This window comes from Streptomyces albicerus (assembly GCF_008905045.1).
GTDB lineage: Bacteria > Actinomycetota > Actinomycetes > Streptomycetales > Streptomycetaceae > Streptomyces > Streptomyces albicerus.
Window position 1 is genome coordinate 192,058 of sequence record NZ_VWMY01000007.1, and the last position, 26,443, is coordinate 218,500.

A 26,443-nucleotide genomic window follows, 5' to 3' on the forward strand; every position below is an offset into this window, starting at 1 on the left:
GCAAGTGAGCAGCAACAGCGGTGACGTACGGCTCTGGGGCGGTCGTTTCGCCGACGGTCCCGCCGAGGCCCTGGCCAAGCTGTCCGCGTCCGTCCACTTCGACTGGCGGCTGGCGCCGTACGACATCGCCGGATCGCGTGCCCACGCGCGCGTGCTGCACAAGGCGAACCTCCTTGACGACGACGAGCTGGCGCGCATGCTCGCGGGGCTCGACCAGCTCGAGGCCGATGTCGCGGACGGCTCCTTCGTCGGGACCATCGCCGACGAGGACGTCCACACCGCCCTGGAGCGCGGTCTCCTCGAGCGGCTCGGCCCGGATCTCGGCGGCAAGCTGCGCGCGGGCCGCTCGCGGAACGACCAGGTCGCCACGCTCTTCCGGATGTACCTGCGCGACCACGCCCGGATCATCGGCGGCCTCGTCGCCGACCTCCAGGACGCGCTGATCGGCCTGGCCGAGGCGCACCCGGACGTCGCGATGCCCGGCCGTACGCACCTCCAGCACGCCCAGCCCGTGCTCTTCGCCCACCACGTGCTGGCCCACGTGCAGTCGCTGTCCCGGGACGCCGAGCGCCTGCGTCAGTGGGACGAGCGGACGGCCGTGTCGCCGTACGGCTCGGGTGCGCTCGCCGGCTCCTCGCTGGGCCTGGATCCCGAGGCCGTCGCGAAGGACTTGGGCTTCGAGCACGGCAGCTCCGGCAACTCCATCGACGGCACGGCCTCCCGTGACTTCGTCGCCGAGTTCGCCTTCATCACCGCGATGATCGGTGTGAACCTCTCCCGGATCGCCGAGGAGGTCATCATCTGGAACACGAAGGAGTTCTCCTTCGTCACCCTCCACGACGCCTTCTCGACCGGCTCGTCGATCATGCCGCAGAAGAAGAACCCGGACATCGCCGAGCTGGCGCGCGGCAAGTCGGGCCGGCTGATCGGCAACCTGACCGGGCTGATGGCGACGCTCAAGGCACTGCCTCTCGCGTACAACCGCGACCTCCAGGAGGACAAGGAGCCGGTCTTCGACTCCTGTGACCAACTGGAGGTCCTGCTGCCCGCGTTCACCGGCATGATGGCGACTCTCACCGTCAACCGCGAGCGCATGGAGGAACTGGCTCCCGCCGGTTTCTCGCTCGCCACCGACATCGCCGAGTGGCTGGTCAAGCAGGGCGTGCCGTTCCGCGTCGCGCACGAGGTCGCGGGGGAGTGCGTCAAGGCCGCCGAGGCCGACGGCATCGAGCTGGACGGGCTGACCGACGAGCAGTTCGCGAAGATCTCCGCGCACCTGACGCCCGAGGTGCGGTCCGTCCTCAACGTCCAAGGCGCCCTGGCGTCCCGCAACGGCCGCGGCGGAACGGCCCCCAGCGCGGTCGCCGTACAGCTCGCCGAGCTGAAGTCGGACGTGGCGGCCCAGCATGTGTGGGCCACGGCTAAGAAGAAGCGGTAAGGGAAACGCCCCTTAAGGGGCGCGGGGAACTGCGCGACCAGCCACAACGATCCCGCACCCGCCAAAGCACCGCACGAACCGAGCTCTTAGGCGGAACCGAAGGTCATCGCGGGTTACGTTGGTCGGAAAGCCGTACCGGAGCCGACCGAACGGAGCCCGCGATGCCCTTCGCACGTCTCGCCACCGCCACGACGCCCACCTGCCACATCGGCTTGGGCCTCGCCGCCGTCGGCCGCCCCGGTTACATCAACCTCGGCCGGGACCAAGACCTCGGAGAGGACCGCAGCGTCGAGACGCTGCGCACCCGCACCCACGAACTCCTCGACGCCGCCTACGCCCAGGGCGTGCGCTATTTCGACGTGGCCCGCTCGTACGGCCGCTCGGAGGAGTTCCTCGCCGACTGGCTGAACATGCGGCCCGACATCGACGACGTGGTCGTCGGCAGCAAGTGGGGTTACACGTATACGGCGGGCTGGCGCGCCGACGCCGAATCGCACGAGGTCAAGGACCACGGCGTCGCCACCTTCGAGAGGCAGCGGGCCGAGACCGCGGAGCTGCTCGGCGACCGGCTCGACCTCTACCAGATCCACTCGGTCACCCCCGACAGCCCGGCTCTCACCGACAAGGAACTGCACGCCAAGCTGGCCGAGGCGGCCGCGGGGGGCCTGACCGTCGGCTTCTCCACGAGTGGCCCCGCCCAGGCCGAGGCGATTCGCGGCGCGCTCGCCGTGACCGTGGACGGCGAGCCCCTCTTCCGTACCGTCCAGGCCACCTACAACGTGCTGGAGACCTCCGCCGCCCCCGCCCTCGCCGAGGCGCACGACGCCGGTCTCACGGTGATCGTCAAGGAGGGTGTGGCCAACGGCCGCCTCGCCGATCCGCACGCGCCGGCCGCCGTACGCGCCATCGCCGATGAGACGGACCTCGGCTCCGACGCGGTGGCCCTCGCGCTCGTGCTGCGTCAGCCGTGGGCCGGCGTAGTCCTCTCCGGCGCGGCCACGGTCGTCCAGCTCGCCTCGAACCTGCACGCCGCCGTGGTCGACCTCGACGACGACCAGCTGGCCCGGCTCGACGCGCTGGCCGAGGAGCCGGAGGCGTACTGGGAGCGGCGCGGGCAGCTGCCCTGGCACTGAGAGCCCGTGCTTCGAGGGTTCACGGGTATGCGTTTTCGCTGACAAACCTCCTGTTCGTGAGCGTCGCATGCTTCGAATGAGACATTCATGTCTCATGTGGGCTATTCTTGTCTCATGGCCGTCGATCGTGAACACGTGCTGCGCAGCGCAGCCGCCCTGCTCACCCGGAAATCCACCGCCACCATGGACGAGGTCGCCAAGGCGGCCGGGATCAGCCGGGCCACGCTGCACCGCCAGTTCGCCGGGCGCGACGCCCTCGTCCGGGCGCTGGAATCGCTCGGCATCGCGGAGTGCGAGGCCGCCCTGGACGCGGCCCGCCTGGACGAGGGGGCCGCGAGCGACGCCGTACGCCGCCTGGTGCGCGAGGTCGAGCCCGCCGCCGGTCTGCTCGCCTTCCTCTACACGGAGAACCAGCTGTTCGAGGGCGAGGAGCAGCACGCGGGCTGGGAGCGGCTCGACGCCCGTATCTCCGCCCTGTTCCGACGGGGCCAGGAGAACGGCGAGTTCCGTATCGACCTGACGCCCGCCTGGCTCACCGAGGCGCTGTACGGCCTGATCGCCTCCGGTGCCTGGGTCGTGCTGACCGGCAAGGTCGCCCGGAAGGACTTCCCGCGCATGATCACTGAGCTGTTGCTCGGCGGCGCACTCAGAAGAGACGAACCACGGAGAGAGGAATCATGACCAGCACGACGCAGCCGGCCTTCGCGACAGAGATGGAGAAGCGCCCCGGCCGCTGGCTCGCGCTCTCCGTCCTCGTCCTCGCCGTGCTGCTGGTGGCCGTCGACGCGACCGTCCTCGGTCTCGCGACCCCTTATATCAGCGAGGACCTGAAGCCTTCCGGTACGCAGCTGTTGTGGATCGGTGACGTCTACTCCTTCGTCATCGCCGGTCTGCTCGTCTCGATGGGCAGCCTCGGCGACCGCGTCGGGCGCAAGAAGCTGCTGCTCGTCGGCTCGGTCGCGTTCGGCCTCGTGTCCGTGCTCAACGCCTATGCGAGCACACCGGAGTTGATGATCGTGGCGCGGGCGCTGCTCGGTGTCGCGGGCGCCACCCTGATGCCCGCCACCCTCGCGCTCATCCGCAACCTCTTCCACGACCCGCGCGAGCGCAGCCTCGCCATCGGCATCTGGGGCGCCACCGCCTCGGCCGGTACGGCGGTCGGCCCAGTCGTCGGCGGATTCCTGCTCGAACACTTCTGGTGGGGCTCCGTCTTTCTGATCAACCTCCCCGTGATGGCGGTCCTCGTCCTCGTCGGCGTGAAGCTGCTGCCCGAGTCCCGCAACCCCGAGCCCGGCCCCTGGGACCTCACCAGTGTCGTGCTGTCCCTCGTCGGCATGGTCGGCATCGTGTACGGGATCAAGGAGGCCGCCTCGCACGGGCCGACCGTGACGGCGGTCGCCGCGGCGCTGCTCGGCGCCGCCGCGCTCTACGGGTTCGTCCGCAGGCAACTCACGCTGCCGGTCCCGCTGTTGGACATGCGGCTGTTCCGCAACCGCGGCTTCTCCGGAGCCGTGCTCGCCGATCTGCTGACCATCCTCGGCCTGTCCGGGCTGGTCTTCTTCCTCTCGCAGTACCTGCAACTCGTACAGGGCAGAGGGCCGTTGGAGGCCGGGCTCGCCGAACTGCCCGCGGCGGTGGGCGCGGTGGCGGCGGGCCTCGTCGCCGGTACGTTCGCGCGCCGCTACTCGGTGCGTGCCGTCGCCGCGGGCGGGCTGGCCGCGATAGGGCTCGCCCTGGGCGCCCTGACCCTGCTCAGCCAGTCCACCGGCTATCCGCTCCTCGGCGGCGCCCTGCTGGTCGTCGGCGTCGGCGCCGGCTTCTCCTTCACCGTGACCGCCGACGTGATCCTCTCCAGCGTCCCCAAGGAACAGGCGGGCGCCGCGTCCGCGGTCTCCGAAACGGCGTACGAACTGGGCGCGGCCCTCGGCATCGCCCTACTCGGCTCCATCGTCACCGGCGTCTACGCCGGCTTCACGGCCCCGGCGGGTACGCCTCCCGAGGTGGCCGCAGCGGCCCACGAATCCCTCGGCGGCGCGGTGGAGGCGTCGACAGCCCTGCCGAACGCGGAGGCGCTCCTCGACGCCGCCCGCACCGCCTTCGTCGACGGCATCGCCCTTGCGGCGGGCATGGGAGCGGTGGTGTTGCTGGCGGCGTCGGTGGCGGCATGGGTGCTCCTGAGAGGCCAGAAGCTGGGCGATGGGGTGGAGCACCCGTAGGCGCAGCTCCTGTTTCGGGGCGCCGGCCAGCCGCGCCCCGTAAGGGGCGCGGGGAACTGCGCGACCAGCCACGAACTACCCGCAGCCAGCAAACGACCCCCTCGGCGCTCCAAATCCGCAGGCCGCACCCCCCTTTAAGCCCGTTTTCGCCCTCACCTGATGGTCTTGGCTCCGTACCCGACGTCGTCCACACGGCCGAAGGAGCCACTGACCATGACACGTCGTATCCGTAACCGTAAGACCGTTGTCGTCGCCGCCGTGCTGGCCGCCGCAGGCATCGCCGGCGGCGGCGTCGCGCTCGCCGCCGACGGTGACGAGGCACCCCGCGAGGAGATCCGGCTAGTCGTCGAGGAGGGGGCTTCCGACAACAGCGGAACCAGCACCTGGTCCCGCGAGGACTGCCCCGAGAAGGACGGAAGCGGGGGCACCACACCGTCCGAGGATCCGAGCAACCCCGCGGCAGCGCTGTGACCACCGCCGACCCCCGCGGCGGCAGCGCCGCGGACGGGAAACTCCTCGAAGAGGCGCTCTTCGAGGTCAAGCGGGTGATCGTCGGCCAGGACCGCATGGTGGAGCGGATGTTCACCGCGGTCCTGGCCCGTGGCCACTGCCTGCTCCAGGGCGTCCCGGGCGTCGCCAAGACGCTCGCCGCGAAGACGCTCGCGCAGGTGGCCGGCGGCAAGTTCACCCGGCTGCAGTTCACCCCCGACCTCGTCCCGTCCGACATCACCGGCACCCGGATCTACCGACCGTCCCAGGAGACGTTCACCGTCGAACCGGGCCCCGTCGTCGCCAACTTCGTCCTCGCCGACGAGATCAACCGCGCCCCCGCCAAGGTGCAGTCCGCGCTCCTCGAAGTGATGGGCGAGCACCAGGTCTCCATCGGCGGCACCACCATCCCCGTCCCCGAGCCGTTCCTCGTACTCGCCACCCAGAACCCCATCGAGTCCGAGGGCGTCTACCAACTCCCCGAAGCCCAGCGCGACCGCTTCCTGCTCAAGGTCGACGTCGCCGCCCCCAGCGAGTCCGAGGAACTGGCGATCCTCTACCGCATGAGCGTCGACCCGCCCCGGCCGCGCCCCGTCCTCACCCCCGAGCGCCTCATCGCGCTCCAGCGCGCCGCCGACGAGGTGTTCGTGCACCACGCGGTCGCCGAGTACGCCGTACGCCTGGTCGTCTCGACCCGTGAACTCGCCGGTCCCGACAGCCGGTTGGCGCACGGCGCCGGCCCGCGCGCCACGCTCGGTCTGGTCGCCGCCGCCCGCGCGCTCGCCCTGCTGCGCGGCCGCGGTTACGTCCTGCCCGAGGACGTGCACGACCTGGCCCACGAGGTCGTCGCCCACCGGCTCGTGCTGTCGTTCGACGCGCTCGCCGACGGCATCACCGGCGCCGAGATCGTCGACGAGGTACTGGCCGCCGTGGAGCAGCCGCGCATCAGCCCGCGCCAGGCCGCCACCCGCCCTGGGGAGGAGACAGAGGGAGAAGCGGCATGAGCGGCACCCCGAGCCTCCGCGAACTCACCCCCGAACAAGCCCTGAAACACCTGGAGTTGCTCTTCACCCGCCGCCCCGACGGCCTCCTCCAGGGCGACCACTCCAGCCTCATGCCGGGGCCCGGCAGCGAGGTGTCCGAGACCCGTCCGTACGTCATTGGGGACGACGTACGCCGGATGGACTGGAACGCCACCGCGCGCACCACCGTCCCGCACGTCCGCCTCACCCTCGCCGACCGGGAACTGACCACCTGGATCGTGCTCGACGCGTCCGCGAGCATGGACTTCGGCACGGCCCGGATGGAGAAGCGCGACCTCGCCGTCGGCGCGGCCGCCGCCGTCGCCTTCCTCACCGAGCGGGCCGGGAACCGGCTCGGCGCGCAGATCACCGGGCCCGACGGCATCCAGCGGATTCCGCCCCGCACCGGACGCCGTCACCTCCTCACGATCCTGCGCGCCGCCCTGGACCGGCCCCGGGTTTCGTCCGGAGCGGCCGAACACACCCTGGCCGACGCCCTGCGCGCGCTGCGCACCCTGCCCGGCCAGGGGCTGGTCGCCGTCGTCTCCGACTTCCTGGAGACCGGCTGGGAGCGGCCTCTGCGGACCATCGCCCACCGCCACCAGATCCTGGCGGTCGAGACGGTCGATCCCCGCGAACTGGAGCTGCCCTCCGTGGGGTTGCTCACGGTCGTCGACCCGGAGACCGGCCGCAGGCGCGAAATCCCCACCCACTCACGGCGGTTGCGTGAGCGGTACGCCGAAGCGGCCCTGGAGCAGCGGGCGTTGATCAAAGCGTCCATCCGCCGGTCCGGCGCCGCGCATCTGCGGCTGCGTACGGACCGCGACTGGGTGCGGGACGTCATCCGGTATGTCGAGGAACAGCGACGCCGCTCGGGAGGCGGTGCCGCGTGACCGTATCCGTAGCCCTGTCGCCCGTCTCCTCTGAATTCCTTGGAGGGACCATGAGTCCGCTGGAGATGCCGTGAGTCTGCGCTCGCCCGGCTGGCTGTTGCTCCTGGTACCGCTCGCCCTGCTGATCGGCGCGTATCTGCTGGTGCAGCGCAGGCGAGGCCGGTACGCGGTCCGGTTCACCAACCTCGATCTGCTGGACAAGGTGGCGCCCAGGCAGCCGGGCTGGCGCCGCCATGTCCCCGCGGCGGCCTTCTGCGCCACGCTCGCGCTGCTGGTCGTGGGCTTCGCGCGGCCGACCTCGGAGGTGCAGGTGCCGCGTGAACGGGCCACGATCGTGGTGGCGTTCGACGTGTCGGCGTCCATGGAGGCCACCGATGTCGAGCCCACCCGCTTCGAGGCCGCCCAGCGTGCCGCGCTCGCCTTCGTCGACCGGCTGCCCGAGCGTTTCAACACCGGGCTCGTCCCCTTCAGCGGTTCCGCCACGGTCGCGGTCCCGCCGACCACCGACCGGAACGCGCTGCGCTCGGCCATCGAACGGCTCACCACCGGCGAGGGCACGGCGATCGGCGAGGCCGTCGTGGCCGCCCGGGACGCCGTCCGCATGCTGGACAGGGAAGCCGAGACCAAGCCGCCGCCCGCGCACATCGTGCTGCTGTCGGACGGCTCCAACACCGTGGGCCGGTCCGTCGAGGCGGCGGCCGAGGAGGCGGCCGGCGACAAAATCCCGGTCTCGACCATCGCGTACGGGACGGAAGGCGGGACCATTGACCTGCCGTCGGGCGACACCGTGAGCGTCCCCGTCGACGGCCCGGCCCTCCAGGACCTCGCCTCCCGCACGGGCGGCGACTTCCACGAGGCCGCGACCGGGGAAGAACTCCAGGAGGTGTACGACGACATCGGCAGCTCCGTCGGCCACCGCACCGAGGAACGCGAGATCTGGCAGTGGTTCGTCGCCGCCGGCCTCATCACCGCCCTCGCCGCGGCGGCCACGTCGCTGCTCTGGTTCTCCCGACTCCCCTGACCGGCAGCCCCGGTCCGGCTTCCGGCACCACCGGGTTCCGTACCCCGGCCACTCCGGGCCCGGGTTCCGCGACCAAGGAGGAACGACCGTGTCGTACGACCGATATCCGGGCCACGACGCCCTTCCGGGCGGCGCAGGCATCCCGGGCCGGACGGGCCTTCCGAGTGCACCGGACGGCCAGGGCCTGCCGGGCGGTGCGGCCCTCCCGGGCCGCTCGGGGCCTCCGGCCCACCCCGGCCCGACCCGCCCCCTGGGCCCGTCGCGCCCGTCCGGGCCGCCCCGCCCGTCCGGCCCGCTGGGCCCCAACGGCCCCAGGAGCGAGGGCGGCTGGGCAGCGGCGGAGTCCGGCGACCCGTACCGAGGCGAGCAACCCGACACCCCCTACCTCGGTCTGGGTGAGCCACGCGGGCCCTCCTTCCTGCCCGGGCGGCCCCCGGAGGGATTCGGGCCGCCCGTGATGCCACCGCAGCAGCCCTACGCGAGCCCGTACCAGACCCCGCAGCCCCCTCCTGCTCCCCGGCCGACACGCAAGGTCAGCCCCCTAGTGGCCGCGGTCCTCGCCGCCGTCCTCGCGGGCGGTGCCGCGGGGTACGCGGCGGGGGCCATCGGCGACGAGGACCCCGCCACGCCGGCCGCCGCGCAGGATGTCACCGGGCTCGAAGCCGTCGCCGCGCGTGTGCTGCCGAGTGTCGTGTCGATCGAGACGGCGGAGGGCCAGGGATCCGGGTTCATATTCGACGAACGGGGCCGGATCCTCACCAACGCGCATGTGGTGGCGGGCAGTTCGGAGGTGTCGATCGAGCTCCAGGACGGGCGCCGGCTCCGTGCGGACGTGCTCGGCGACGACCCCGCCAACGACGTGGCCGTCCTGGAACCGGAGACGGCACGCGGACTGCGGGCCGCCGACCTGGCCGCCGGCGCCAAGCCCGGCGTGGGCGACACCGTCCTCGCCATCGGCTCCCCGCTCGGCCTCAGCGGTACCGTCACCTCGGGCATCGTCAGCGCCCTGGACCGCTCCGTACGGCTCGGCGAGGGCGGCGAGCGGCGACGCGCCCTGCAGACGGACGCGTCGATCAACCCGGGCAACTCCGGCGGCCCGTTGGTCGACGCCGACGGCCGGGTCATCGGCATCAATACGGCCATCGCGACGTTGGACCAACAGCGGGGCGGCTCCATCGGGATCGGTTTCGCGATACCGGTGGCGGACGCGCGAGCCGCGGCGCGGGCGATCATCGACGGCAGTTGAGGGCACCGCGGGCGGCCCACTCGGCCGAGCCGCAACATGTCACAGCAGCGGAAGGCAGGTGGGGGCACACATGAGACTGCTGGTGGTCGAGGACGAGGAAGACCTGGTCGTCGCGCTCAAGGTCGGCCTGGTGAGGGCCGGCTACGCGGTCGACATCGCCCCCGACGTCGACACGGCCACGGAGAAACTGGCCGTCAACGACTACGACCTCGTCCTGCTGGATCTCAACCTGCCCGACGGCGACGGCTTCTCGGTCTGCCGTGCCGTACGGACCACACCCGGCGGCCCGCGCATCCTGATGCTCACCGCCCGCGACCGCCTCGCCGACCGGGTCCGCGGCCTGGACGAGGGCGCCGACGACTATCTGGTGAAACCCTTCGCCCTGCCCGAACTCCTCGCCCGCATAAGGGCGTTGCTGCGCCGCGAGGACGGCGGCACCTCGGTCGTCGAGGTCGGCGAACTCCGCCTGGACACCGCCCGTTTCGAGGCCTTCCGGGGCGAACGCCCGCTCCAGCTCACCCCCAAGGAGTTCGGCGTCCTGCACTACCTGATGACCCGCCCAGGACGCGTCGTACCGGCCGAGGAACTGCTCGAACACGTCTGGGACGAGTACGCCGACCCGTTCACCAACACCGTGCGGGTCACGGTCGGTTCCCTGCGCCGGAAGATCACGGGAGAAGAGGAACCGCTCATCGAGACGGTCATCAGGCAGGGCTACCGCCTCAAGGAGACGCGATGATCGCCGCGTTCCGGATCGCCAGGTCGAAGCTGCGCCTCCCCGCCTTCACCCACACCATCCGCTTCCGCCTCACCGTCCTCTACTCCGGCCTCCTGTTCGTCCTCACCGCACTCGTCCTCGGCGGGACGTACCTCGCGGTCGAGCGCAGCGGCGAGGCGCACCCCGTCAGCAAGCAGTTCTCGGCCTCGAAGTATGTGAACGACGAGTACGTCGGCGAGATCCCGGTGGTGAAGGTCCAGGAGGTCGAGGCGGCCGTCAACTACGAAACGCTCGCCAACCTGCGCCGCTTCTCCTTCGCCCTGCTCGGCGGCCTCGCCGTCGCCAGCCTCGCCATCGGCTGGGTCCTCTCCGGGCGCGTCCTGCGTCCCGTACGCGCCATCTCCCGTACGGCCGCCGAGATCCAGGCCACCGACCTCTCGCAGCGCATCCGCCTGGACGGACCCAAGGACGAACTCCGCGACCTCGCCGACACCGTCGACTCCATGCTCGACCGCCTCGACGAGGCCTTCCGCGCCCAGCGTCAGCTCATCGACGACGCCTCGCACGAACTGCGCAGCCCGCTCGCGATCATCCGCGCCAACCTGGACGCGGTGCTCACCGCCGAGGAGTCCGACGAGGCGGAACGCAGAGCCGCCGCCCGCAGCGTGGACCGCGCGACGACCCGGATGACCCGCCTCGTCGAGGACCTGCTGGCCACGGCACGCCGTACGGCCCCCGCCCTCGCCGACGCGGACGTCGACCTGGCGGCGGCCGCGGGCGAGGCGTGCGAGGAGTTCGCCCCGCTCGCCGCCGAGCGCGGGCTCGTACTGCATCGCCGCCTCACCACCGGTCTGACGGTCATCGGCGACCACGACGCGCTGCGCAGAGCCATGGGCAACCTGCTCTCCAACGCCGTACGCCTGGCCCCGCCAGGCACCCGCATCACCGTCGCCGCGGGCCGGACGGAAGGCTGGCTCTGGGCCTCGGTCCAGGACGAGGGCCCCGGCATCCTCGACGACGACCAGTCCCGGGTCTTCGACCGCTTCTGGCGAGCAAAGGCCAACGGCGGCAACCGCGACCGCCACGCAGGCCTGGGCCTCGCCATCGTGCGCCAGATCGTGGAGTCACACGGCGGCCAGATCCGCCTGTTCTCCCAAGTGGGCAAGGGCTCGACGTTCGTACTGTGGTTCCCCGCCCCGGGCGCAGAACAGACGAACACCGGCCCACCCGAGGACCAGCCCTTCTGAGACTTTCGTCGCGTCTGGGCGCCCCTTCAGGGGCGCGGGGAACTGCGCGACAAGCCACTACGAACCGGCAGCAAACAACCGACCGCAGTTCCCCAGCCCAACCAGCGGAGCTAAGCCGCTTCCTTGGCCTTCGTGGCGTACATGTCCACATACTCCTGCCCCGACAACCGCATGACCTCAGCCATCACCGAGTCCGTCACGGCCCGCAGCACATACCGGTCCCGGCCCATGCCCTCGTACCGCGAGAACTCCATCGCCTCGCCGAACCGCACGGTGACCCGCCCGGGCCGCGGGAAACCGGCCCCGCCGGGCTGGATCTTGTCCGTGCCGATGATGGCGAACGGGACCACGGGCGCGCCGGTCATCAGGGCCAGCCGGGCGATGCCGGTGCGACCCCGGTAGAGCCGGCCGTCGGGGGAGCGGGTGCCCTCCGGGTAGATGCTGAAGACCTTGCCCTCCTCCAGCACGCGGCGGCCGGTCATCAGTGCCGCGACACCGCCACGGCCGCCGTCCCGGTCGACCGGGATCATGCCGCAGCCCGTGAAGAACCAGGCCATCAGCCGTCCCTTGATGCCCTTGCCGGTGACGTATTCGTCCTTGCCGATGAAGAAGACCTGACGGTCGCAGAAGAGCGGCATGATCATCGAGTCGATGAACGTGAGGTGGTTGCCGGCCAGAATGACCGGCCCCGTGCCCGGGATGCGCTCCGCACCCTCCACCCGTGGGCGGAACATCAGGCGCATGATCGGTCCGAGCACTGCCTTGATGAGCGCGAAGCGGGACAACGGGCCCTCCGGTGTCAAGGGATCGGTATAAGTCTGTGCAGGTGAGGACGATACTCGCGGTCCCCGGGGTCTTGCACACCGGGTTCACGGACTGGATACGCAGTGTTGACCCTTGTTTACCTGCGGTGGCGCCCCGTTGCACGGCTGTCATCCGCACGAGACGGTGTGACGGACGTCGCGTCCGAACGGGGCCGACGGGGGGAACGGGTGGAACGGGGGGATCGAGTTGTACGTGTTCGCTGTGGTCGTCGTCTGCCTTCTGATCGTCGTGGGTGCCGTGGTCGTGCTCGTACGCCGGGACCGGCGCCGTTTCTCCGCGGGCGCGGGCCCGGACTCCGCGCGGATCGAGGCCGAAGCCACGCGGGGGCTGCGGGAGGCGCGGCGCGACGCCCGTGTCATCCACGACCGGGGCCCCGGGGGGATGATCGGCGGGATAGTCGGAGCCGCGCGCGACCGCGATCAGCGTAACCACTGACCGCGTACCCGCTCGTCAAGGACCCACGCCCACAGCCGACCGCGAGTTCGGAATCCGACCGCCCGTCAGCTCACGCACCTCACACGACATCCAGCATCACCCGCGTGTTCTGTCCGAGGTCTCCCATCCGTCACCCTCGCGCACCTACGATCGTCCCGCTTTGACAGGTGCAGGGCAGTATGGGGAGGAGCGCTCATGGGGACGCAGGAGTCGAACGAGGGACTGAACGGGATGAGCCCGGGACGGCGCGCGCTGCTCGGGGCCGCGGTCCTCGGCGCCGGCGGAGCGGTCCTCGGGCTGCCGGGTACGGCGAGAGCCGACGAGCGGTACGGCAGCAGTGGCTACAAGAGCCTGCCGAAGCCGACGATCATCGGACACCGCGGGGCCAGCGGCTACCGGCCGGAGCACACGCTCGGCGCGTACCAGCTGGCCCTCGACATGGGTGCGCACGTCATCGAGGCGGGCGACCTGGTGCCGACCAAGGACGGTCACCTCGTATGCCGTCACGAGCCGGAGATCGGCGGCACGACGGACGTCTCGGCGCACCCCGAGTTCGCGGACCGGAAGAAGACCAAGGTCCTCGACGGGGTCTCCACCACCGGCTGGTTCACCGAGGACTTCACGCTCGCCGAGCTCAAGACCCTGCGCGCCAAGGAGCGCATCCCCGCCAACCGTCCGCACAACACGCTCTACGACGGACGCTGGGAGATCCCCACCTTCGAGGAGGTGCTGCGCTGGCGGGACGAGCAGACCAGGAAGCGCGGCAAGCAGGTCTGGATCTACCCCGAGCTCAAGCACCCCACCTACTTCCGCAAGTTGGGCCTCGGTCTGGAGGAGCGGGTCGCCAAGGTGCTGCGCAAGTACGGCATGGACAAGAAGAACTCGCCCGTCATCCTCCAGTCCTTCGAGCCGACCAGCATCCAGCGCCTGAACAAGCTGGTCGGCAACCCTCTGGTCGTGCTCCTCTCCGGCGCGAGCACCCGCCCCTGGGACTTCGTCGAGGCGGGCGACCCTCGTACGGTCGCCGACCTGGTCAAGCCCGCGGGCCTGGAATGGATCGCCTCGTACGCGCAGGGCATCGGCCCGACCCTCGACCTGATCATCCCGAAGGACGCAAGCGGCAACCTCACCACCCCGACCACGCTGGTCAGGGACGCGCACGCCGAGGGCCTCATCCTGCACCCGTACACGATGCGCAACGAGAACCCCTTCCTGCCCGCGAACTTCCGCAAGGGCACCGACGCGGACGGCTATGGAGACGCCTTCGGCGCCTTCAAGACGTACTTCGCGACCGGTATCGACGGGGTCTTCACCGACAACCCGGACACCGGCGTCCTCGCTCGCGAGGACTTCCTGGCGGGCTGAGCCCCTCGGCAACCGCGCTCGTCAACAGCGGAACCACCGGCCCCGGTTGGGGTGACAGACGGCCGTCCCGGCAACCTCACGCCGGGGCGGCCGCGTCGTGCCGCATATGACCCACGACATGGTTGCCACCCTGCGTCCACTGCTCGCCGCCGAGGCCTCCGCCGAGGCATATGCCTCCGGGGCCGAGCCCGGCGACCTGGAACAGGCCGTCTGGCTGCGCCTCCTGGAACGCCTCGGCACCGACGGCCCGCCCGCCGACCCGGCCGCCTGGCTGCGCGGCGCCGTCCGCTCCGAGGCCCTCCGGACCCGGCACACCGCGAGCATCGAACTTCCGTACGCATCCGAGCCCGCCGACGACAGCGGACCGGGCCCGGAGCAGCTCGCGCTCACCGCCGCCCGGCGCCGCGCCCTGTACTCCGCCGTACGCAGACTGCCCGGCCGCTGCCCGCGCCTGATGGCCGCCCTGCTGTCCCCGCAGGACCTCACATACCGGGAGATCGCGGGGGAGTTGGGTATCTCACAGGGCAGTCTCGGTCCGGAACGTTCCAGATGCCTGGGATGTCTGCGCCGAATGCTTACGTCGGAGGTTGCGGCCCGCGAACCGCGGGGATAGGAGTGAGGGACAACCGGCGGAGCAGGTGAGCGGGAGGCATGCACACATGGGCATGAGCGTGACCATCTCTGCGGCGACCGAGCAGGACGCCGAACAGATCCTCAAACTGCAGTTCCTCTGCTACCAGAGCGAGGCCGAGCTGTACGGCGACTACAGCATCGAGCCCCTCACCCAGCCCCTCGACTCCCTCAAGGCGGAGCTCGCGGACGGCACGGTTCTGGTGGCCCGGCTCGGCGACGAGGTGGTGGCCTCGGTGCGTGGCGCTGTGGACGCGGATGGCACGGCCCGGATCAACAAGTTGATCGTCCATCCTCGGATGCAGCGGCACGGTCTGGGCGGGCGGTTGCTCGACGCGATCGAGATGCGGCTCAGCGAGGAGGGCGGGGCCAAGAGCTTCCAGCTCTTCACGGGGCATCGCAGCGAGCACAATCTGCGGTTGTACCGGAAGCATGGGTACGAGGCCGTTGCCACGGAGCGGGTGGATGAGCGGCTGAGTCTGGTGACGTTGGCCAAGGGTGCCGAGGCTGGGGCGTTCGTCGCTAGTGCGTAGCGCTCCGCGGGTCAGGGGGGTGCGGGTCGGTGGGTTGCGTACCTGCGGGTCCGTTGTGGCTGGTCGCGCAGTTCCCCGCGCCCCTAAAAGGGGCGCCAGCCCCCGTATGCCCGAAGGGGAGCTCTAGCCCGTATGGCCGAAGGGGTGCTCTAAGCGGCCTTGCTGAAGTTCGGTGCAGGATGGCGCGCCCCGTAAGGGGCGCGGGGCTGTGACATTTGCGGCTCCGCCGCGTGGGCGCGACCAGCCCCCACCGGCCCGCGCACGCGGCGGAGCCGCATATCGATACAGCATCACCGCGCTTCCAGCGGAGCGCTTAGTTCGGTGTGCGTGACTTGCGGAGCCAGAACATCGCTGTCACCGGGAGCAGTACCGGGATGAAGAGGTAGCCCATGCCGTAGTCCGACCAGACCGTGGCGTCGGGGAAGGCGGACGGGTCGGCGAGGGTCCAGGTGCCCACGGTCAGTACGCCCGTGAGTTCGGCGGCGCAGCACACCAGCGCCGCCTTGCGGGCCGTTTCACCGCCTCGGACGAGCGAGTACGTGATGAAGCCGTAGACGAGGCCGGCCACCGCGGACAGCGAGTAGGCGAGCGGCGCCTTGTCGAACTCCGTCGCGATCTGCACGGCGGAGCGTGACACGGCGCCGACGACCATCACGCCGTACACCCAGACCAGCAGCATGCCCGGACCGCCGATGAGCCGCGTCCGCCCGGGCTTCTCGACTTCCTCCGCGGGCTCCGCCATCTCAGCCTCCCCAGATGTCATAGAGCCGCACCTGGAGCACGGCGAGCACCACACCGCCGGCCGCGACCGTGATCGAACCCCAGCGGGTGCGCTCGGCCAGCGACATGAAGCCCGCCGCGGGAATGCAGGCGAAGGCGCCGATCAGATAGGCCACGAAGATCGTCGTGCCCTGCTCCGGCTTCTCGCCGCGCGCCAGCTGAACGATGCCGACCACGAGCTGGACGAGGGCGAGCAGTGTCACCACGGCCATGCCGATGAAGTGCCAGTCCTTGGTCGGCTGGTCCCGGTAGGCGGCCCAGCCGCACCAGGCGGCGAGCGCGAGCGCGGCGACGGCTGTCGCGACCGTCAGGGCATCAAGCATGACGCGACCCTATTACGGGCCAAAAGACCCGATGCGATCGCCCCCGGGGTGCCCCGTAGGGTCGAGGGCATGAAGATCCAAGCCGATGCCCTGCTGTTCGACAACGACGGAACGCTCGTCTCATCCCTTGAGTCGGTGTACCGGTGCTGGACCAGGTGGGCCGAGGAGTACGGGATCACCGCCGAGGAGTTCGCCCGGGTCGAGCTGCACGGCCGCCCCGCCGCCGAGATAGCCGCCGACCTGCTGCCCGCCGACCGGGTCCCTGAGGCTGTCGTACGCATCGAGCAGCTGGAGGTCGAGGACGTCGCGGGCGGAGTTCACCTGCTGCCGGGGACGAAGGCGCTCCTCGACTCCCTGCCCGCCGACGGCTGGGCCGTCGTCACCTCCGCCACGCGGCGGCTGGCCGAGGCCCGCCTCGGCGAGGTGGGCATCCGCCCCAAGACCCTGATCGCCGCCGACGACATCACGCGCGGCAAGCCCGACCCCGAGCCGTTCCTGCTCGCCGCCCGCCGACTCGGCGTGGACCCGGCCCGCTGCGTCGTCTTCGAGGACGCCCCCGCCGGTCTGCAGGCGGGCCGCGCAGCCGGGATGACCACCGTGGCATTGACCACAACCCACCCGGCCGGCGAGTTGGACGCGGACGTCGTGGCCGAGGACCTCTCGGCCGTGTCGGCGCTGGTCACGGGCGCGGGACTGGAGATCTCCGTCAGGATCTGAGGCGTGTCCACCGCTGTCCGCGATGCGGACAGCGGTTCTGGGTCACGTCCGTACGTGTGATTCACTTTTCTCATGACCACGACGAGCAGCCGCATCCTTGCGACCGAGGCGACCATGACGCCCGGTGCTCGCTGTATGTGTCGAATGTGCGCCTTCTAGAGGGCCCCTGCACCATCTGAGAGCCTCGCGCCCCGAAGCGAGACCGCTCACGTCTGCCCGTACGACCTTCTCGTACGCGACTGAGCCTGCCCCGCGCACGCAGTTCTGCCGAAGCCCGGAGTTCTCCGAGGCCCGGCTTTCATCGCCACCGCGAGAACCGTGCCGCGTTCCGACCGAATGCACCCGTGCCCGGCGCACACCCACGCCCTGCACTCGACAGTGACGGAAAACCCCAGTGATCACGACATCAGGCCTCACCAAGGTCTACCGTTCGCGCGGCCGTGAGGTCCTCGCCCTGGACGGCGTCGATCTGCACGTCCGCGAAGGCGAGGTGTACGGCGTCATCGGACAGTCCGGCGCCGGCAAGTCCTCGCTCATCCGCTGCGTCAACCTCCTGGAGCGCCCCACCGCCGGCACCGTGACCGTCGCCGGACAGGACCTCACGGCCCTTGCCGGGCGCGGCCCGCGCGCCGGCCGGGAGCTGCGGAAGGCACGCAGCCACATCGGCATGGTCTTCCAGCACTTCAACCTGCTGTCCTCGCGGACCGTCCAGGACAACGTCGAGCTGCCGCTGGAAATCCTTGGCACGTCAGGGAAGGAACGTTCCCGCAAGGCCCTCGGACTGCTTGACCTCGTCGGCCTCTCCGACAAGGCCAAGGCCTACCCGGCCCAGCTCTCCGGCGGCCAGAAGCAGCGCGTCGGCATCGCCCGCGCCCTGGCCGGCGACCCCAAGGTGCTCCTCTCCGACGAGGCCACCAGCGCCCTCGACCCCGAGACCACCCGCTCCATCCTCCAACTGCTGCGCGACCTGAACCGGCAACTGGGCCTGACCGTCCTGCTCATCACGCACGAGATGGACGTCGTCAAGACCATCTGCGACTCGGCCGCCCTCATGGAGAAGGGGCAGATCGTCGAGTCCGGCACCGTCAGCGAACTGCTCGCCACACCCGGCTCCGAGCTGGCCGCCGCGCTCTTCCCGGTGAGCGGCGACGCCTCCGCCGACGACCGCACGGTCATCGACGTCACCTTCCACGGCGACTCCGCGACCCAGCCCGTCATCTCGCAGCTCTCGCGCACGTACAACATCGACATCTCGATCCTCGGCGCCGCGATGGACACCGTCGGCGGCAAGCAGGTCGGCCGGATGCGCATCGAACTGCCCGGCCGCTACGAGGAGAACGTCGTGCCCATCGGCTTCCTGCGCGAGCAGGGACTGCAGATCGATGTCCTGGGCCAGGAGCCCCTGCTGGTGAAGGAAGGTGCCAAGTGACCTGGTCCGAAATGCAGCCCCTGCTGGAGCAGGCCTGTTGGGACACCCTCTACATGGTCGGCTGGTCCACGGTCATCGCCATCGTCGGCGGTCTGCCGCTGGGCGTCCTGCTGGTCCTCACGGACAAGGGCGGCCTGCTGCAGAACACCGTGCTGAACAAGGTCATCGGGCAGGTCGTGAACGTCGCCCGCTCGATGCCCTTCATCATCCTGATGGTCGCGCTGATGGGCTTCACCCGCTCGATCACCGGCACCACCATCGGCCGCGAGGCCGCCATCGTGCCGCTCGCGATCGGCGCGATCCCCTTCTTCGCGCGCCTCGTCGAGACAGCTGTCCGCGAAGTGGACGGCGGGCTCGTCGAGGCCGTGCAGTCGATGGGCGGCAACACCTGGACCGTCGTCCGCAAGGTGCTCGTCCCCGAGTCGCTGCCGTCGCTGATCTCCAGCACCACCACGACGATCGTCGCGCTCATCGGCTACTCCGCGATGGCCGGCACCGTCGGCGCCGGCGGCCTCGGCGACATCGCCATCCGCTACGGCTACCAGCGCTTCGAGACCGAACTGATGTGGATCACCGTGGGCATCCTCGCCGTGGTCATCTCCGTCATCCAGTTCATCGGCGACTACGCCGCGCGCGGGCTGCACCGCCGCGGCGGCCAGTCCGGCGCCGCCCCGCGGCTGAGGCTGCTGAAGGCCGCCACCGCGACCAGCAAGACCGTCTGACACCGCAGTTCTCCCCGCACACCCCAGTTCTCCCCGCACACCCCCGCGGGGTCGCACCACCCATAGGAAAGGCACTTTTCGTGCGTAACACCGCCAAGATCACCACCGCCGCCCTCGCCGCCGGAGCCCTCACCCTGGGACTCACCGCCTGCGGCTCGGAGGAGGCCTCCGGCTCCGGCTCCGACGCGAGCGGACCGCTGATCGTCGCCGCCAGCCCGGTCCCGCACGCCGAGATCCTCACCTACGTCAAGGACAACCTGGCGAAGGACGCGGGCCTCGACCTGGACGTCAGGGAGTTCACCGACTACGTCACGCCGAACACGGCGGCCGAGGACGGGTCCGTGACCGCCAACTACTTCCAGAACCAGCCGTACCTCGACGACTTCAACAAGAAGAACGGCACCCACATCGTGCCCGTCGTCACGGTGCACCTGGAGCCGCTCGGCCTCTACTCCAACAAGGTCGACAAGGCCGACGAGCTGAAGAGCGGCGCGACGGTCGCCGTCCCGAACGACACGGTCAACGAGGCACGGGCCCTCAAGCTGCTCGCCGCCAACGGGATCATCACGCTCAAGGACGGCGCGGGCAACGACGCGACCCCCAAGGACATCGCGAAGAACCCGAAGAACCTCAAGTTCAAGGAACTGGAGGCGGCCCAGACCCCGCGCTCCCTCGACGACGTCGACGCAGCGGTGATCAACGGCAACTACGCCATCGAGTCCGACCTCGAGCCCGCGGAGGACGCCCTCGTCCTGGAGTCCGCCAAGAACAATCCGTACGGCAACTTCCTCGCCGTCAAGGCGGGCAACGAGGACGACCCGCGCGTCAAGAAGCTCGCCGAGCTCCTGACCTCCGCCGAGGTCAAGAAGTTCATCGACGACAAGTACGCCGGCTCCGTCGTCGCGTCGTTCTGACCGCTGCGCCGAGGTGACGAAGTTCATCGAGGGCAAGTACCAGGGATCGGTCCTGCCGGTCACCTCCGGCTGACGCCGTTTCAGCTGCACTCACGGTGTCGACTCATCGACAAGGAGTCGACTCCGTGGTGCAGTTCGGTGCTTACATGCTGCATGCTGGGCAGTTCAGCAGGCCCGACGGTCCCTGATGGTTACGGAGCGGCGCATGACGAACACCTTCCCCGACATCTCCCTGAGCACGGAGCGGTTGGTGCTGCGCCCTCTCGAGGACGAGGATGTTTCCGCCCTGACGGAGATGATGAACGACGAGCAGGTGGTGGCCTGGACGTCCGTGCCGCAGCCCTTCACCGAGGACGCCGCCCGCACCTGGATCACCGAGTACGCGCCTGCCGAGCGCACCTCGGGCCGCGGACTCGACCTCGCCGTCACCGAGTTCCTCACCCAGCGCCTGGTCGGCGTCATCCAGCTGAGCGGGACGAATTGGCATGTCCGCTCCAGCGAACTCTCGTACATCATCGCCCCCTGGGCGCGCGGCGAGGGCTACGCGTCCGAGGCGGCCCTCGCGACCGCCCAATGGCTCTTCCGCGACCAGAAGTTGGAGCGCCTGGAACTGCGCACCGCCGCCGACAACACCGCCTCGCAGCAGGTCGCCCAGAAGATCGGCTGCATCAGCGAGGGCGTCCTGCGCAACGCCTGTATAGCGCGGACCCGTACCGAGGACGGGGGCTGGGCCGACCTGCGCACCGACTTCATCGTGTGGAGCCTGCTCCCCGAGGACATCGAGGGCGTCGCCGAGCAGCTCGCCGACAGCGGTGGTTTCACGTCGTACTCCGACTGGAACTGAACGGGAGGCGGCCGCAGACCCGCGCCCGCACCACCGGACGTCACGAGGTACGCTCACGGGGCTCCGCATGCCTGCCTGGCGGCCGCATGCCCACCTGACGACCTGCGAAGACTCCAGGAGACTGACGACGATGGCCGACCGGGTCACGGTGATCGGCTGGGACGGCTCGCCGCTGACCGACGCGGCGCGCTCGGCTCTCGGCGCCGCCACGCTCGTGGCCGGCGCGGGTCATCACCTGGTGCTCCCCGAGGTGCCCGCGGCCGCCGAGCGCATCCGGCTCGGCAGTGTCGCACTCGCCGCCCGCCGCATCGCCGCCCACCGCGGCACGGCGGTGGTCCTCGCCGACGGCGACCCGGGCTTCTTCGGGGTCGTACGCACCCTGCGCGCCCCCGAGTTCGGCCTGGAGGTCGAGGTCGTCCCCGCGGTCTCGTCCGTGGCCGCCGCCTTCGCGCGCGCCGGTATGCCCTGGGATGACGCGCAGGTGGTCGTCGCACACCGGCGCACCCTGCGACGCGCGGTGAATGTGTGCCGCGCCCACACCAAGGTCGCCGTTCTCACCTCTCCCGGCGCCGGTCCCGCCGAGCTGGGCCTGCTCCTCGACGGAGTCCACCGCACGTTCGTCATCTGCGAGGAACTCGGCACCGAGCGCGAGCGGGTCACGGTGCTCACCTCCGACAAGGTCGCCGACCACACCTGGCGCGACCCGAACGTCGTCATCGTCATGGGTGGCCCCGTCGCCTCCTCCGAGGGCGGCGGCTGGATCGCCGGACGCGACCCGGGCACCGGCCCGCGCGGCTGGGCCCTGCCCGACGACGTGTACGGGGGCGAGCTCGGCGAGGGCGAGACCGAGGTGCTGCGCGCCGCCCAACTTGCCCGCCTGGGACCGCGCGTCGGGGACCTCGTGTGGGACATCGGCTCCGGCAGCGGCGCCTTCGCCACGGAGGCCGCGCGCTGCGGCGCCGCCGTCATCGCCGTCGACCGGGACCCGAACGCCTGCGCCCGCACCATGGCCACCGCCCGCCGCTTCGGCGTACAGCTCCAGATCACCCACGGCACCGCGCCGTACATCCTGGAGAACCTGCCCGAACCGGACGTCGTACGCGTCGGAGGCGGCGGAGTCGCGGTGGTGTCCGCGGTGGCCGACCGGCGCCCCCAGCGGATCGTCACGCACGCCGCGACACGCGACGCCGCCGAACTCATCGGCAGGGACCTGACGGAGCACGGCTACCAGGTCGAGTGCGCCCTTCTGCAGTCCGTTGAACTGGACACCCGCGCCTGGACGGAGAAGGAGCGGAGCGTCGCGTTCCTGCTCGCCGGGGTACTGCCCGACCGCGCCCTGTGATCCTGTAGTCGTACCGCGCGCGGTAGGCTGGCCGATCGTTGTACTGCTCTCGGGTTGTCCGGTATTTCACCGGTCAATGTCCGGAAAACACACCAGTTTTGGGGTGCGTGTGGTACGGCAGAACCGGAGGACGCGCAACGTGGCGCAGTCCACAGCGGGCCGTGGCGGATCACCCTGTCGCGGTGGCGGACCGACCGCGACAATGCCTGTTAATGGCTTTGTCGACCGGTCGTTCGTGCCGCCCGGCGCGCATGCTCGTTGTTCATCACGGGCGGTCGGTGCGCCGCCCCGGACGAGCAGGTCGTAGGAGCACTAAACCGATGGGCGAGGGGTACGCATGACCGACACCGGCCAGGTCCCGGGCGAGGGACTGCCGGAGAACGCAGGCATGGTGGAGCAGCCGGGCGTCCCCGCCCCCGGTGCGTACACCTACCTCTCCGAGACCACCGCCGAAGACGAAGACCTGTTGCTGCTGCCGGGCGCCCAGGGCGCGTGGGGCAACGAAGTGCCTCCGCCGGCCCCGGAGCCGGTCGTCGAGGCCGTCCACGAGCCCGGTCCGCACGAGACGGCCGGCCGCGACAGCGGCTCGGTCGACCTCAGCGCCGTCCGGATGTCCTCGTCCGCTCCGCAGCCGCCCGTCGCCCGTCGCCCGCTGCACCTCGGCCCGCCGACCCCGGACAGCGCCGGAAGCCCGGTGCGCTCCCTCGCGGACCGCGGTCCGGCGGGAGCACCGGTCAACGCCGTTCCCGTACGGCACGCCGGGCCGCCCACGGCCGGTCCCGAGTACCTCGACGTGCCGCGCGACGAGGTCGCGTTGCAGGGCGCGGCCCCTTGGGGCGCGCAGCCGCAGACTCAGGTTCAGGTCGCGCCTCCGGTGGCGCAGGTGAGCGCGGAGGGCGCGACTGCAGAAACGGTCTTCCCGGAGAGCGGGGGAGCGTACGCCGGTGGCAGAGCGGCCGAGGAGGCCGCGCCGGTCGCGCAGACACCCGAGACCGGGGGCGTGCCGCCCGCCGAGGGCGAAGGTGTACCCGCCCCACAGGCTCCCGCCGAGGCGCCGGCCGCCGAGCCGGCCCAGGTCCAGGTCCAGCAGGAACAGCCGGCGCAGCAGGCCCCGGGCGTCGGCGAGGTCCCCGAGGCCGCGCCCGTCCAGGCCGTCGCCGAGACAGCCGACACCGCGCAGGCTCCGGAGGCCGCGTACGCTCCTCAGCACCCCGAAGCCGTCCAGGCCCCCGGGGTGGCCCAGACTCCGGAAGCCGTCCAGGTCCAGGACTACGGGCAGGCCCCTCAGCTCGCGGACGGCTCGCTCTTCCCCCAGGCCCCGGAAGCGCACCAGGGAGCGGACGCCGCCCAGGTCGCCCCGGAGTTCGCCCAGGCCGCACCGGAGTTCACGCAGGACCAGCAACTCGCCCAGGTTCCGCAGCACACGCCCTTCCCGGCCGCCCCCGCCGCGCACCTCCCTCAGCAGGTGGACGACTCCGGGCAGCCCGCGCCCCAGGCACACCAGCTCCCGCAGGCCGCTGACGAGGCGCAGCCCGCGTACGTGACGCAGGACGCCCAGGACCCGCAGGCCGTGCACCCGGCAGAGCCGCAGTTCCAGGATCCTCCGGCCCAGTTCGCCGAGACTGAGCCGCACGCCGCGAACCAGCAGCAGCCGCAGCCAGAGCCGATGGAAGCCGCGCCCGCCGCCGCAGCGGCCGAGGCCGTCCAGGTCCAGGACGCCGTCCAGGCCCCGCAGTTCGCCGAGCCCGCCGAGTCCGCGGAGGCGCCCGCCCAGATCGCCGACGCCGAGCCGCCGCAGGCCGTACAGGCCGAGGCACCCGCACCGGTCGCGGCTCACGACGACCAGACTCACGACGCCCAGGCCCACGACGACCACGCGCAAGGCGACCAGGTCCACGGAGACCAGCCCCAAGGCAGTGCGGCCCCCGTCCGGGGCGTACCCCTGGAAGCTCACGCGGAGCAGCAGCAGCCCGTCGGCCAGTTCGTGCCGGTCGAGGGCTCGGTCCCGACGACCCCGCACCTGGCTCCGACTCCGCCGCACGCCATGACCGTGCCGCCCCTCCCGGAGGAGCCCGTCGAGCAGGCCGCCGAGGAGACGGCGGACCCGGTCGCGGCGACCACCGAGCAGCCCGAGCCCGAGCCGGAGCCCGAACCCGCACCGCAAGAGGAGCCCGTCCTCACCCTGCCCGCCCCCCGGGAGCCCGAGCCTGCCCCCGAGGCCGAGACAACTCCCGTACCGGAGGCTCCTGTCGAGAACCCGGAGCCGGAGCCCGTAGCCGCACAGCAAGCGGACGACCTGGACACCCAGGGCGCCGACCAGGAAGAGAGCACGGCCGCCGTGGCGGAGACACGAGAGTCCACCGGCCCGGCGGCGCCCGGCTACGACGACGCCGAGCGCGAGGCCGTACTGCGCGTGATGCGCGAGCGCCGCGACATCCGCAACGGCTTCCGCAGCGACCCCATCCCGCACGACGTCCTGCTCCGTGTCCTGGAGGCGGCCCACACGGCGCCGTCCGTCGGCCACTCCCAGCCCTGGGACTTCGTCGTCATCCGCTCGGCCGACACCCGGCGCACGATGCACGAACTGGCGCAGCGCCAGCGCGAGGCGTACGCGAAGTCGCTGCCCAAGGGCCGCGCGAAGCAGTTCAAGGAACTGAAGATCGAGGCCATCCTCGACACCCCGGTGAACATCGTCGTCACCGCCGACTCGACCCGGGGCGGCCGGCACACGCTCGGCCGCCACACGCAGCCGCAGATGGCCCCGTACTCCTCCGCGCTCGCGGTCGAGAACCTGTGGCTCGCGGCCCGTGCCGAAGGCCTCGGCGTCGGCTGGGTGAGCTTCTTCGACGAGCGGGAGATGGTCCGCGAACTGGGCCTGCCCGAGCACCTCGAAGTGGTCGCCTACCTGTGCGTCGGATACGTCGACGAGTTCCCGGAGGAGCCCGAGCTGATGCAGGCGGGCTGGTCCAAGCGCCGCCCGCTGTCCTGGGTCGTCCATGAGGAGACGTACGGCCGTCGTGCGCTGCCCGGCGAGGAGCCGCACGACCTGCTCGCCGAGACGGTCTCCAACATCCGCCCGCTTGACGCCAAGGCGCTCGGCGAGGCGTGGGACCGCCAGAAGCGCATGACCAAGCCGGCCGGGGCCCTCGGCATGCTGGAGATCATCTCCGCGCAGCTGTCGGGCCTGTCCCGCATGTGCCCGCCGCCGATCCCGGAGCCGGCCGCCGTCGCGATCTTCGCGGGCGACCACGGCGTACACGCCCAGGGCGTCACCCCGTGGCCGCAGGAGGTCACCGGCCAGATGGTGGCCAACATCCTCGGCGGGGGCGCGGTCTGCAACGCCTTCGCCACCCAGGTGGGCGCCGAGGTCTGCGTCGTCGACGTGGGCGTGGCCTCCGACCTGCCCGCGACCCCCGGCCTCCTGCCCCGCAAGGTCCGCGCGGGCACGGCCGACATGACGACCGGTCCCGCGCTGACCCGCGAGGAGGTCAAGGCGGCCATCGAGGTGGGCGTCGAGACGGCCCGCGACCTGGTGGCGGCCGGCAACAAGGCCCTGATCACGGGCGAGATGGGCATCGCCAACACCACCGCGTCGGCCGCCCTGATCGCCGTCTTCACGGACAGCGACCCGGCCGACGTCACCGGCCGCGGCACCGGCATCAACGACGAGACTCTGGCCCGCAAGACCGAGGTCGTACGCCGCGCCCTGGACCTCCACCAGCCGGACCCGGCCGACCCCATCGGCGTCCTCGCGGCCATCGGCGGCCTGGAGCACGCCGCGATGGTGGGCCTCCTCCTCGGCGGCGCCTCCCTCCGCACCCCGGTCATCCTGGACGGCGTGAGCGCCGGCGCAGCGGCCCTGGTCGCCCGCGCCATCGCCCCCGAGGTCCTCGCGGCCTGCATCGCCGGCCACCGCAGCGCCGAGCCCGGCCACGTGGCCGCCCTCAACAAGCTCGGCCTCCGCCCCTTGGTCGACCTCGACCTCCGCCTGGGCGAGGGCACGGGCGCCCTCCTGGCCCTCCCGGTGGTCCAGAGCGCGGCCAGGGCAATGCACGAGGTGGCGACGTTCGACTCGGCAGGGGTGACAGAGAAGTAAGCCCGAGTCGTCTGTCTGTGGGCAGGCGTTCCGCAGGGCGGAACGGGTGGGCACAGACGGCCACC

The 26,443-nt window shown here is 71.1% G+C and carries 25 protein-coding genes; 22 read left to right on the forward strand and 3 right to left on the reverse strand.

Translation table 11 applies throughout. The annotated features are described in order from the left end of the window. The first annotated feature begins 4 nt into the window (after positions 1 to 4). The 11 genes from argH to GAS53_RS08220 all read left to right on the forward strand — a co-directional run bounded on the left by argH (position 5) and on the right by GAS53_RS08220 (position 11,423). Positions 5 to 1,438 carry an argininosuccinate lyase gene (gene argH, locus GAS53_RS08165; RefSeq protein WP_151476776.1) on the forward strand — a complete coding sequence of 478 codons (1,434 nt, stop codon included), beginning with the start codon at positions 5 to 7 and terminating at the stop codon, positions 1,436 to 1,438. Positions 1,439 to 1,599: 161 nt separating this feature from the next. After that, on the forward strand, positions 1,600 to 2,571 hold the full coding sequence (locus GAS53_RS08175; RefSeq protein ID WP_151476777.1) for an aldo/keto reductase: 972 nt from the start codon (positions 1,600 to 1,602) through the stop codon (positions 2,569 to 2,571). A gap of 114 nt (positions 2,572 to 2,685) precedes the next feature. After that, positions 2,686 to 3,252 carry a TetR/AcrR family transcriptional regulator gene (locus tag GAS53_RS08180; protein WP_225858798.1) on the forward strand — a complete coding sequence of 189 codons (567 nt, stop codon included), beginning with the start codon at positions 2,686 to 2,688 and terminating at the stop codon, positions 3,250 to 3,252. After that, entirely contained in the window at positions 3,249 to 4,787 is a 1,539-nt protein-coding gene (locus tag GAS53_RS08185; protein ID WP_151476778.1) for an MFS transporter, read from the forward strand. The genes GAS53_RS08180 and GAS53_RS08185 overlap by 4 nt, the downstream gene beginning before the upstream one ends. Before the next feature lie 213 nt (positions 4,788 to 5,000). Continuing rightward, entirely contained in the window at positions 5,001 to 5,258 is a 258-nt protein-coding gene (locus GAS53_RS08190) for a hypothetical protein (protein ID WP_151476779.1), read from the forward strand. Beyond that, positions 5,255 to 6,280, forward strand: a complete 1,026-nt coding sequence (locus tag GAS53_RS08195) for an AAA family ATPase (protein ID WP_225858799.1) — start codon at positions 5,255 to 5,257, stop codon at positions 6,278 to 6,280. The genes GAS53_RS08190 and GAS53_RS08195 overlap by 4 nt, the downstream gene beginning before the upstream one ends. Beyond that, complete coding sequence (locus GAS53_RS08200; RefSeq protein ID WP_151476780.1) at positions 6,277 to 7,191, forward strand: DUF58 domain-containing protein; 915 nt, start codon at positions 6,277 to 6,279, stop codon at positions 7,189 to 7,191. The genes GAS53_RS08195 and GAS53_RS08200 overlap by 4 nt, the downstream gene beginning before the upstream one ends. Before the next feature lie 70 nt (positions 7,192 to 7,261). Then, the gene (locus GAS53_RS08205) at positions 7,262 to 8,212 is read left to right on the forward strand and encodes a VWA domain-containing protein (protein WP_151476781.1); all 951 of its coding nucleotides are present in this window, start codon (positions 7,262 to 7,264) and stop codon (positions 8,210 to 8,212) included. A gap of 88 nt (positions 8,213 to 8,300) precedes the next feature. Beyond that, positions 8,301 to 9,458: a trypsin-like peptidase domain-containing protein gene (locus GAS53_RS08210; RefSeq protein WP_263974112.1), complete on the forward strand. Its 1,158-nt coding sequence runs from the start codon at positions 8,301 to 8,303 to the stop codon at positions 9,456 to 9,458. A gap of 70 nt (positions 9,459 to 9,528) precedes the next feature. Further along, a complete protein-coding gene (locus tag GAS53_RS08215; RefSeq protein WP_192583011.1) occupies positions 9,529 to 10,197 on the forward strand; it encodes a response regulator transcription factor in 669 nt (222 codons plus the stop codon). Next, positions 10,194 to 11,423, forward strand: a complete 1,230-nt coding sequence (locus GAS53_RS08220) for a sensor histidine kinase (protein ID WP_225858800.1) — start codon at positions 10,194 to 10,196, stop codon at positions 11,421 to 11,423. The genes GAS53_RS08215 and GAS53_RS08220 overlap by 4 nt, the downstream gene beginning before the upstream one ends. Before the next feature lie 110 nt (positions 11,424 to 11,533). Here GAS53_RS08220 and GAS53_RS08225 read toward each other — a convergent pair whose 3' ends face one another. After that, positions 11,534 to 12,226, reverse strand: coding sequence for a lysophospholipid acyltransferase family protein (locus GAS53_RS08225; RefSeq protein ID WP_151476782.1), 693 nt, complete (start codon positions 12,224 to 12,226; stop codon positions 11,534 to 11,536). A 214-nt stretch (positions 12,227 to 12,440) separates the two neighbouring features. On the opposite strand from GAS53_RS08225, the gene GAS53_RS08230 reads away from it, so the two are divergent. The 4 genes from GAS53_RS08230 (at position 12,441) to GAS53_RS08245 (ending at position 15,211) form a co-directional block, all read left to right on the forward strand. Continuing rightward, positions 12,441 to 12,683: a hypothetical protein gene (locus GAS53_RS08230; RefSeq protein WP_151476783.1), complete on the forward strand. Its 243-nt coding sequence runs from the start codon at positions 12,441 to 12,443 to the stop codon at positions 12,681 to 12,683. 195 nt (positions 12,684 to 12,878) lie between these two features. Next, a complete protein-coding gene (locus GAS53_RS08235; RefSeq protein WP_151476784.1) occupies positions 12,879 to 14,048 on the forward strand; it encodes a glycerophosphodiester phosphodiesterase in 1,170 nt (389 codons plus the stop codon). Between the two features lie 106 nt (positions 14,049 to 14,154). After that, on the forward strand, positions 14,155 to 14,661 hold the full coding sequence (locus GAS53_RS08240; protein WP_151476785.1) for an RNA polymerase sigma factor: 507 nt from the start codon (positions 14,155 to 14,157) through the stop codon (positions 14,659 to 14,661). 46 nt (positions 14,662 to 14,707) lie between these two features. Continuing rightward, on the forward strand, positions 14,708 to 15,211 hold the full coding sequence (locus GAS53_RS08245; RefSeq protein ID WP_151476786.1) for a GNAT family N-acetyltransferase: 504 nt from the start codon (positions 14,708 to 14,710) through the stop codon (positions 15,209 to 15,211). 313 nt (positions 15,212 to 15,524) lie between these two features. Here the strand turns inward: GAS53_RS08245 and GAS53_RS08250 are convergent, their stop codons facing one another. Together GAS53_RS08250 and GAS53_RS08255 are read right to left on the reverse strand one after the other, a co-directional pair. Further along, the gene (locus GAS53_RS08250) at positions 15,525 to 15,974 is read right to left on the reverse strand and encodes a hypothetical protein (RefSeq protein ID WP_151476787.1); all 450 of its coding nucleotides are present in this window, start codon (positions 15,972 to 15,974) and stop codon (positions 15,525 to 15,527) included. Next, positions 15,955 to 16,314, reverse strand: a complete 360-nt coding sequence (locus GAS53_RS08255; RefSeq protein WP_151476788.1) for a hypothetical protein — start codon at positions 16,312 to 16,314, stop codon at positions 15,955 to 15,957. Before GAS53_RS08255 ends, GAS53_RS08250 begins: the two co-directional genes overlap by 20 nt. Before the next feature lie 69 nt (positions 16,315 to 16,383). Here GAS53_RS08255 and GAS53_RS08260 point away from each other — a divergent pair, with 69 nt between their 5' ends. The 7 genes from GAS53_RS08260 (at position 16,384) to cobT (ending at position 26,378) form a co-directional block, all read left to right on the forward strand. Next, on the forward strand, positions 16,384 to 17,031 hold the full coding sequence (locus GAS53_RS08260; protein ID WP_151476789.1) for an HAD family hydrolase: 648 nt from the start codon (positions 16,384 to 16,386) through the stop codon (positions 17,029 to 17,031). Positions 17,032 to 17,425: 394 nt separating this feature from the next. After that, positions 17,426 to 18,460, forward strand: coding sequence for a methionine ABC transporter ATP-binding protein (locus GAS53_RS08265; RefSeq protein ID WP_151476790.1), 1,035 nt, complete (start codon positions 17,426 to 17,428; stop codon positions 18,458 to 18,460). Further along, complete coding sequence (locus GAS53_RS08270) at positions 18,457 to 19,182, forward strand: methionine ABC transporter permease (protein ID WP_151476791.1); 726 nt, start codon at positions 18,457 to 18,459, stop codon at positions 19,180 to 19,182. The genes GAS53_RS08265 and GAS53_RS08270 overlap by 4 nt, the downstream gene beginning before the upstream one ends. 80 nt (positions 19,183 to 19,262) lie before the next feature. After that, positions 19,263 to 20,096: a MetQ/NlpA family ABC transporter substrate-binding protein gene (locus tag GAS53_RS08275; RefSeq protein WP_151476792.1), complete on the forward strand. Its 834-nt coding sequence runs from the start codon at positions 19,263 to 19,265 to the stop codon at positions 20,094 to 20,096. 205 nt (positions 20,097 to 20,301) lie between these two features. Then, positions 20,302 to 20,940, forward strand: a complete 639-nt coding sequence (locus tag GAS53_RS08280) for a GNAT family N-acetyltransferase (RefSeq protein ID WP_151476793.1) — start codon at positions 20,302 to 20,304, stop codon at positions 20,938 to 20,940. 130 nt (positions 20,941 to 21,070) lie between these two features. Continuing rightward, positions 21,071 to 22,282: a precorrin-6y C5,15-methyltransferase (decarboxylating) subunit CbiE gene (gene cbiE, locus GAS53_RS08285; protein WP_151476794.1), complete on the forward strand. Its 1,212-nt coding sequence runs from the start codon at positions 21,071 to 21,073 to the stop codon at positions 22,280 to 22,282. A gap of 337 nt (positions 22,283 to 22,619) precedes the next feature. Continuing rightward, positions 22,620 to 26,378: a nicotinate-nucleotide--dimethylbenzimidazole phosphoribosyltransferase gene (gene cobT, locus GAS53_RS08290; RefSeq protein ID WP_151476795.1), complete on the forward strand. Its 3,759-nt coding sequence runs from the start codon at positions 22,620 to 22,622 to the stop codon at positions 26,376 to 26,378. Positions 26,379 to 26,443 lie beyond the last annotated feature (65 nt).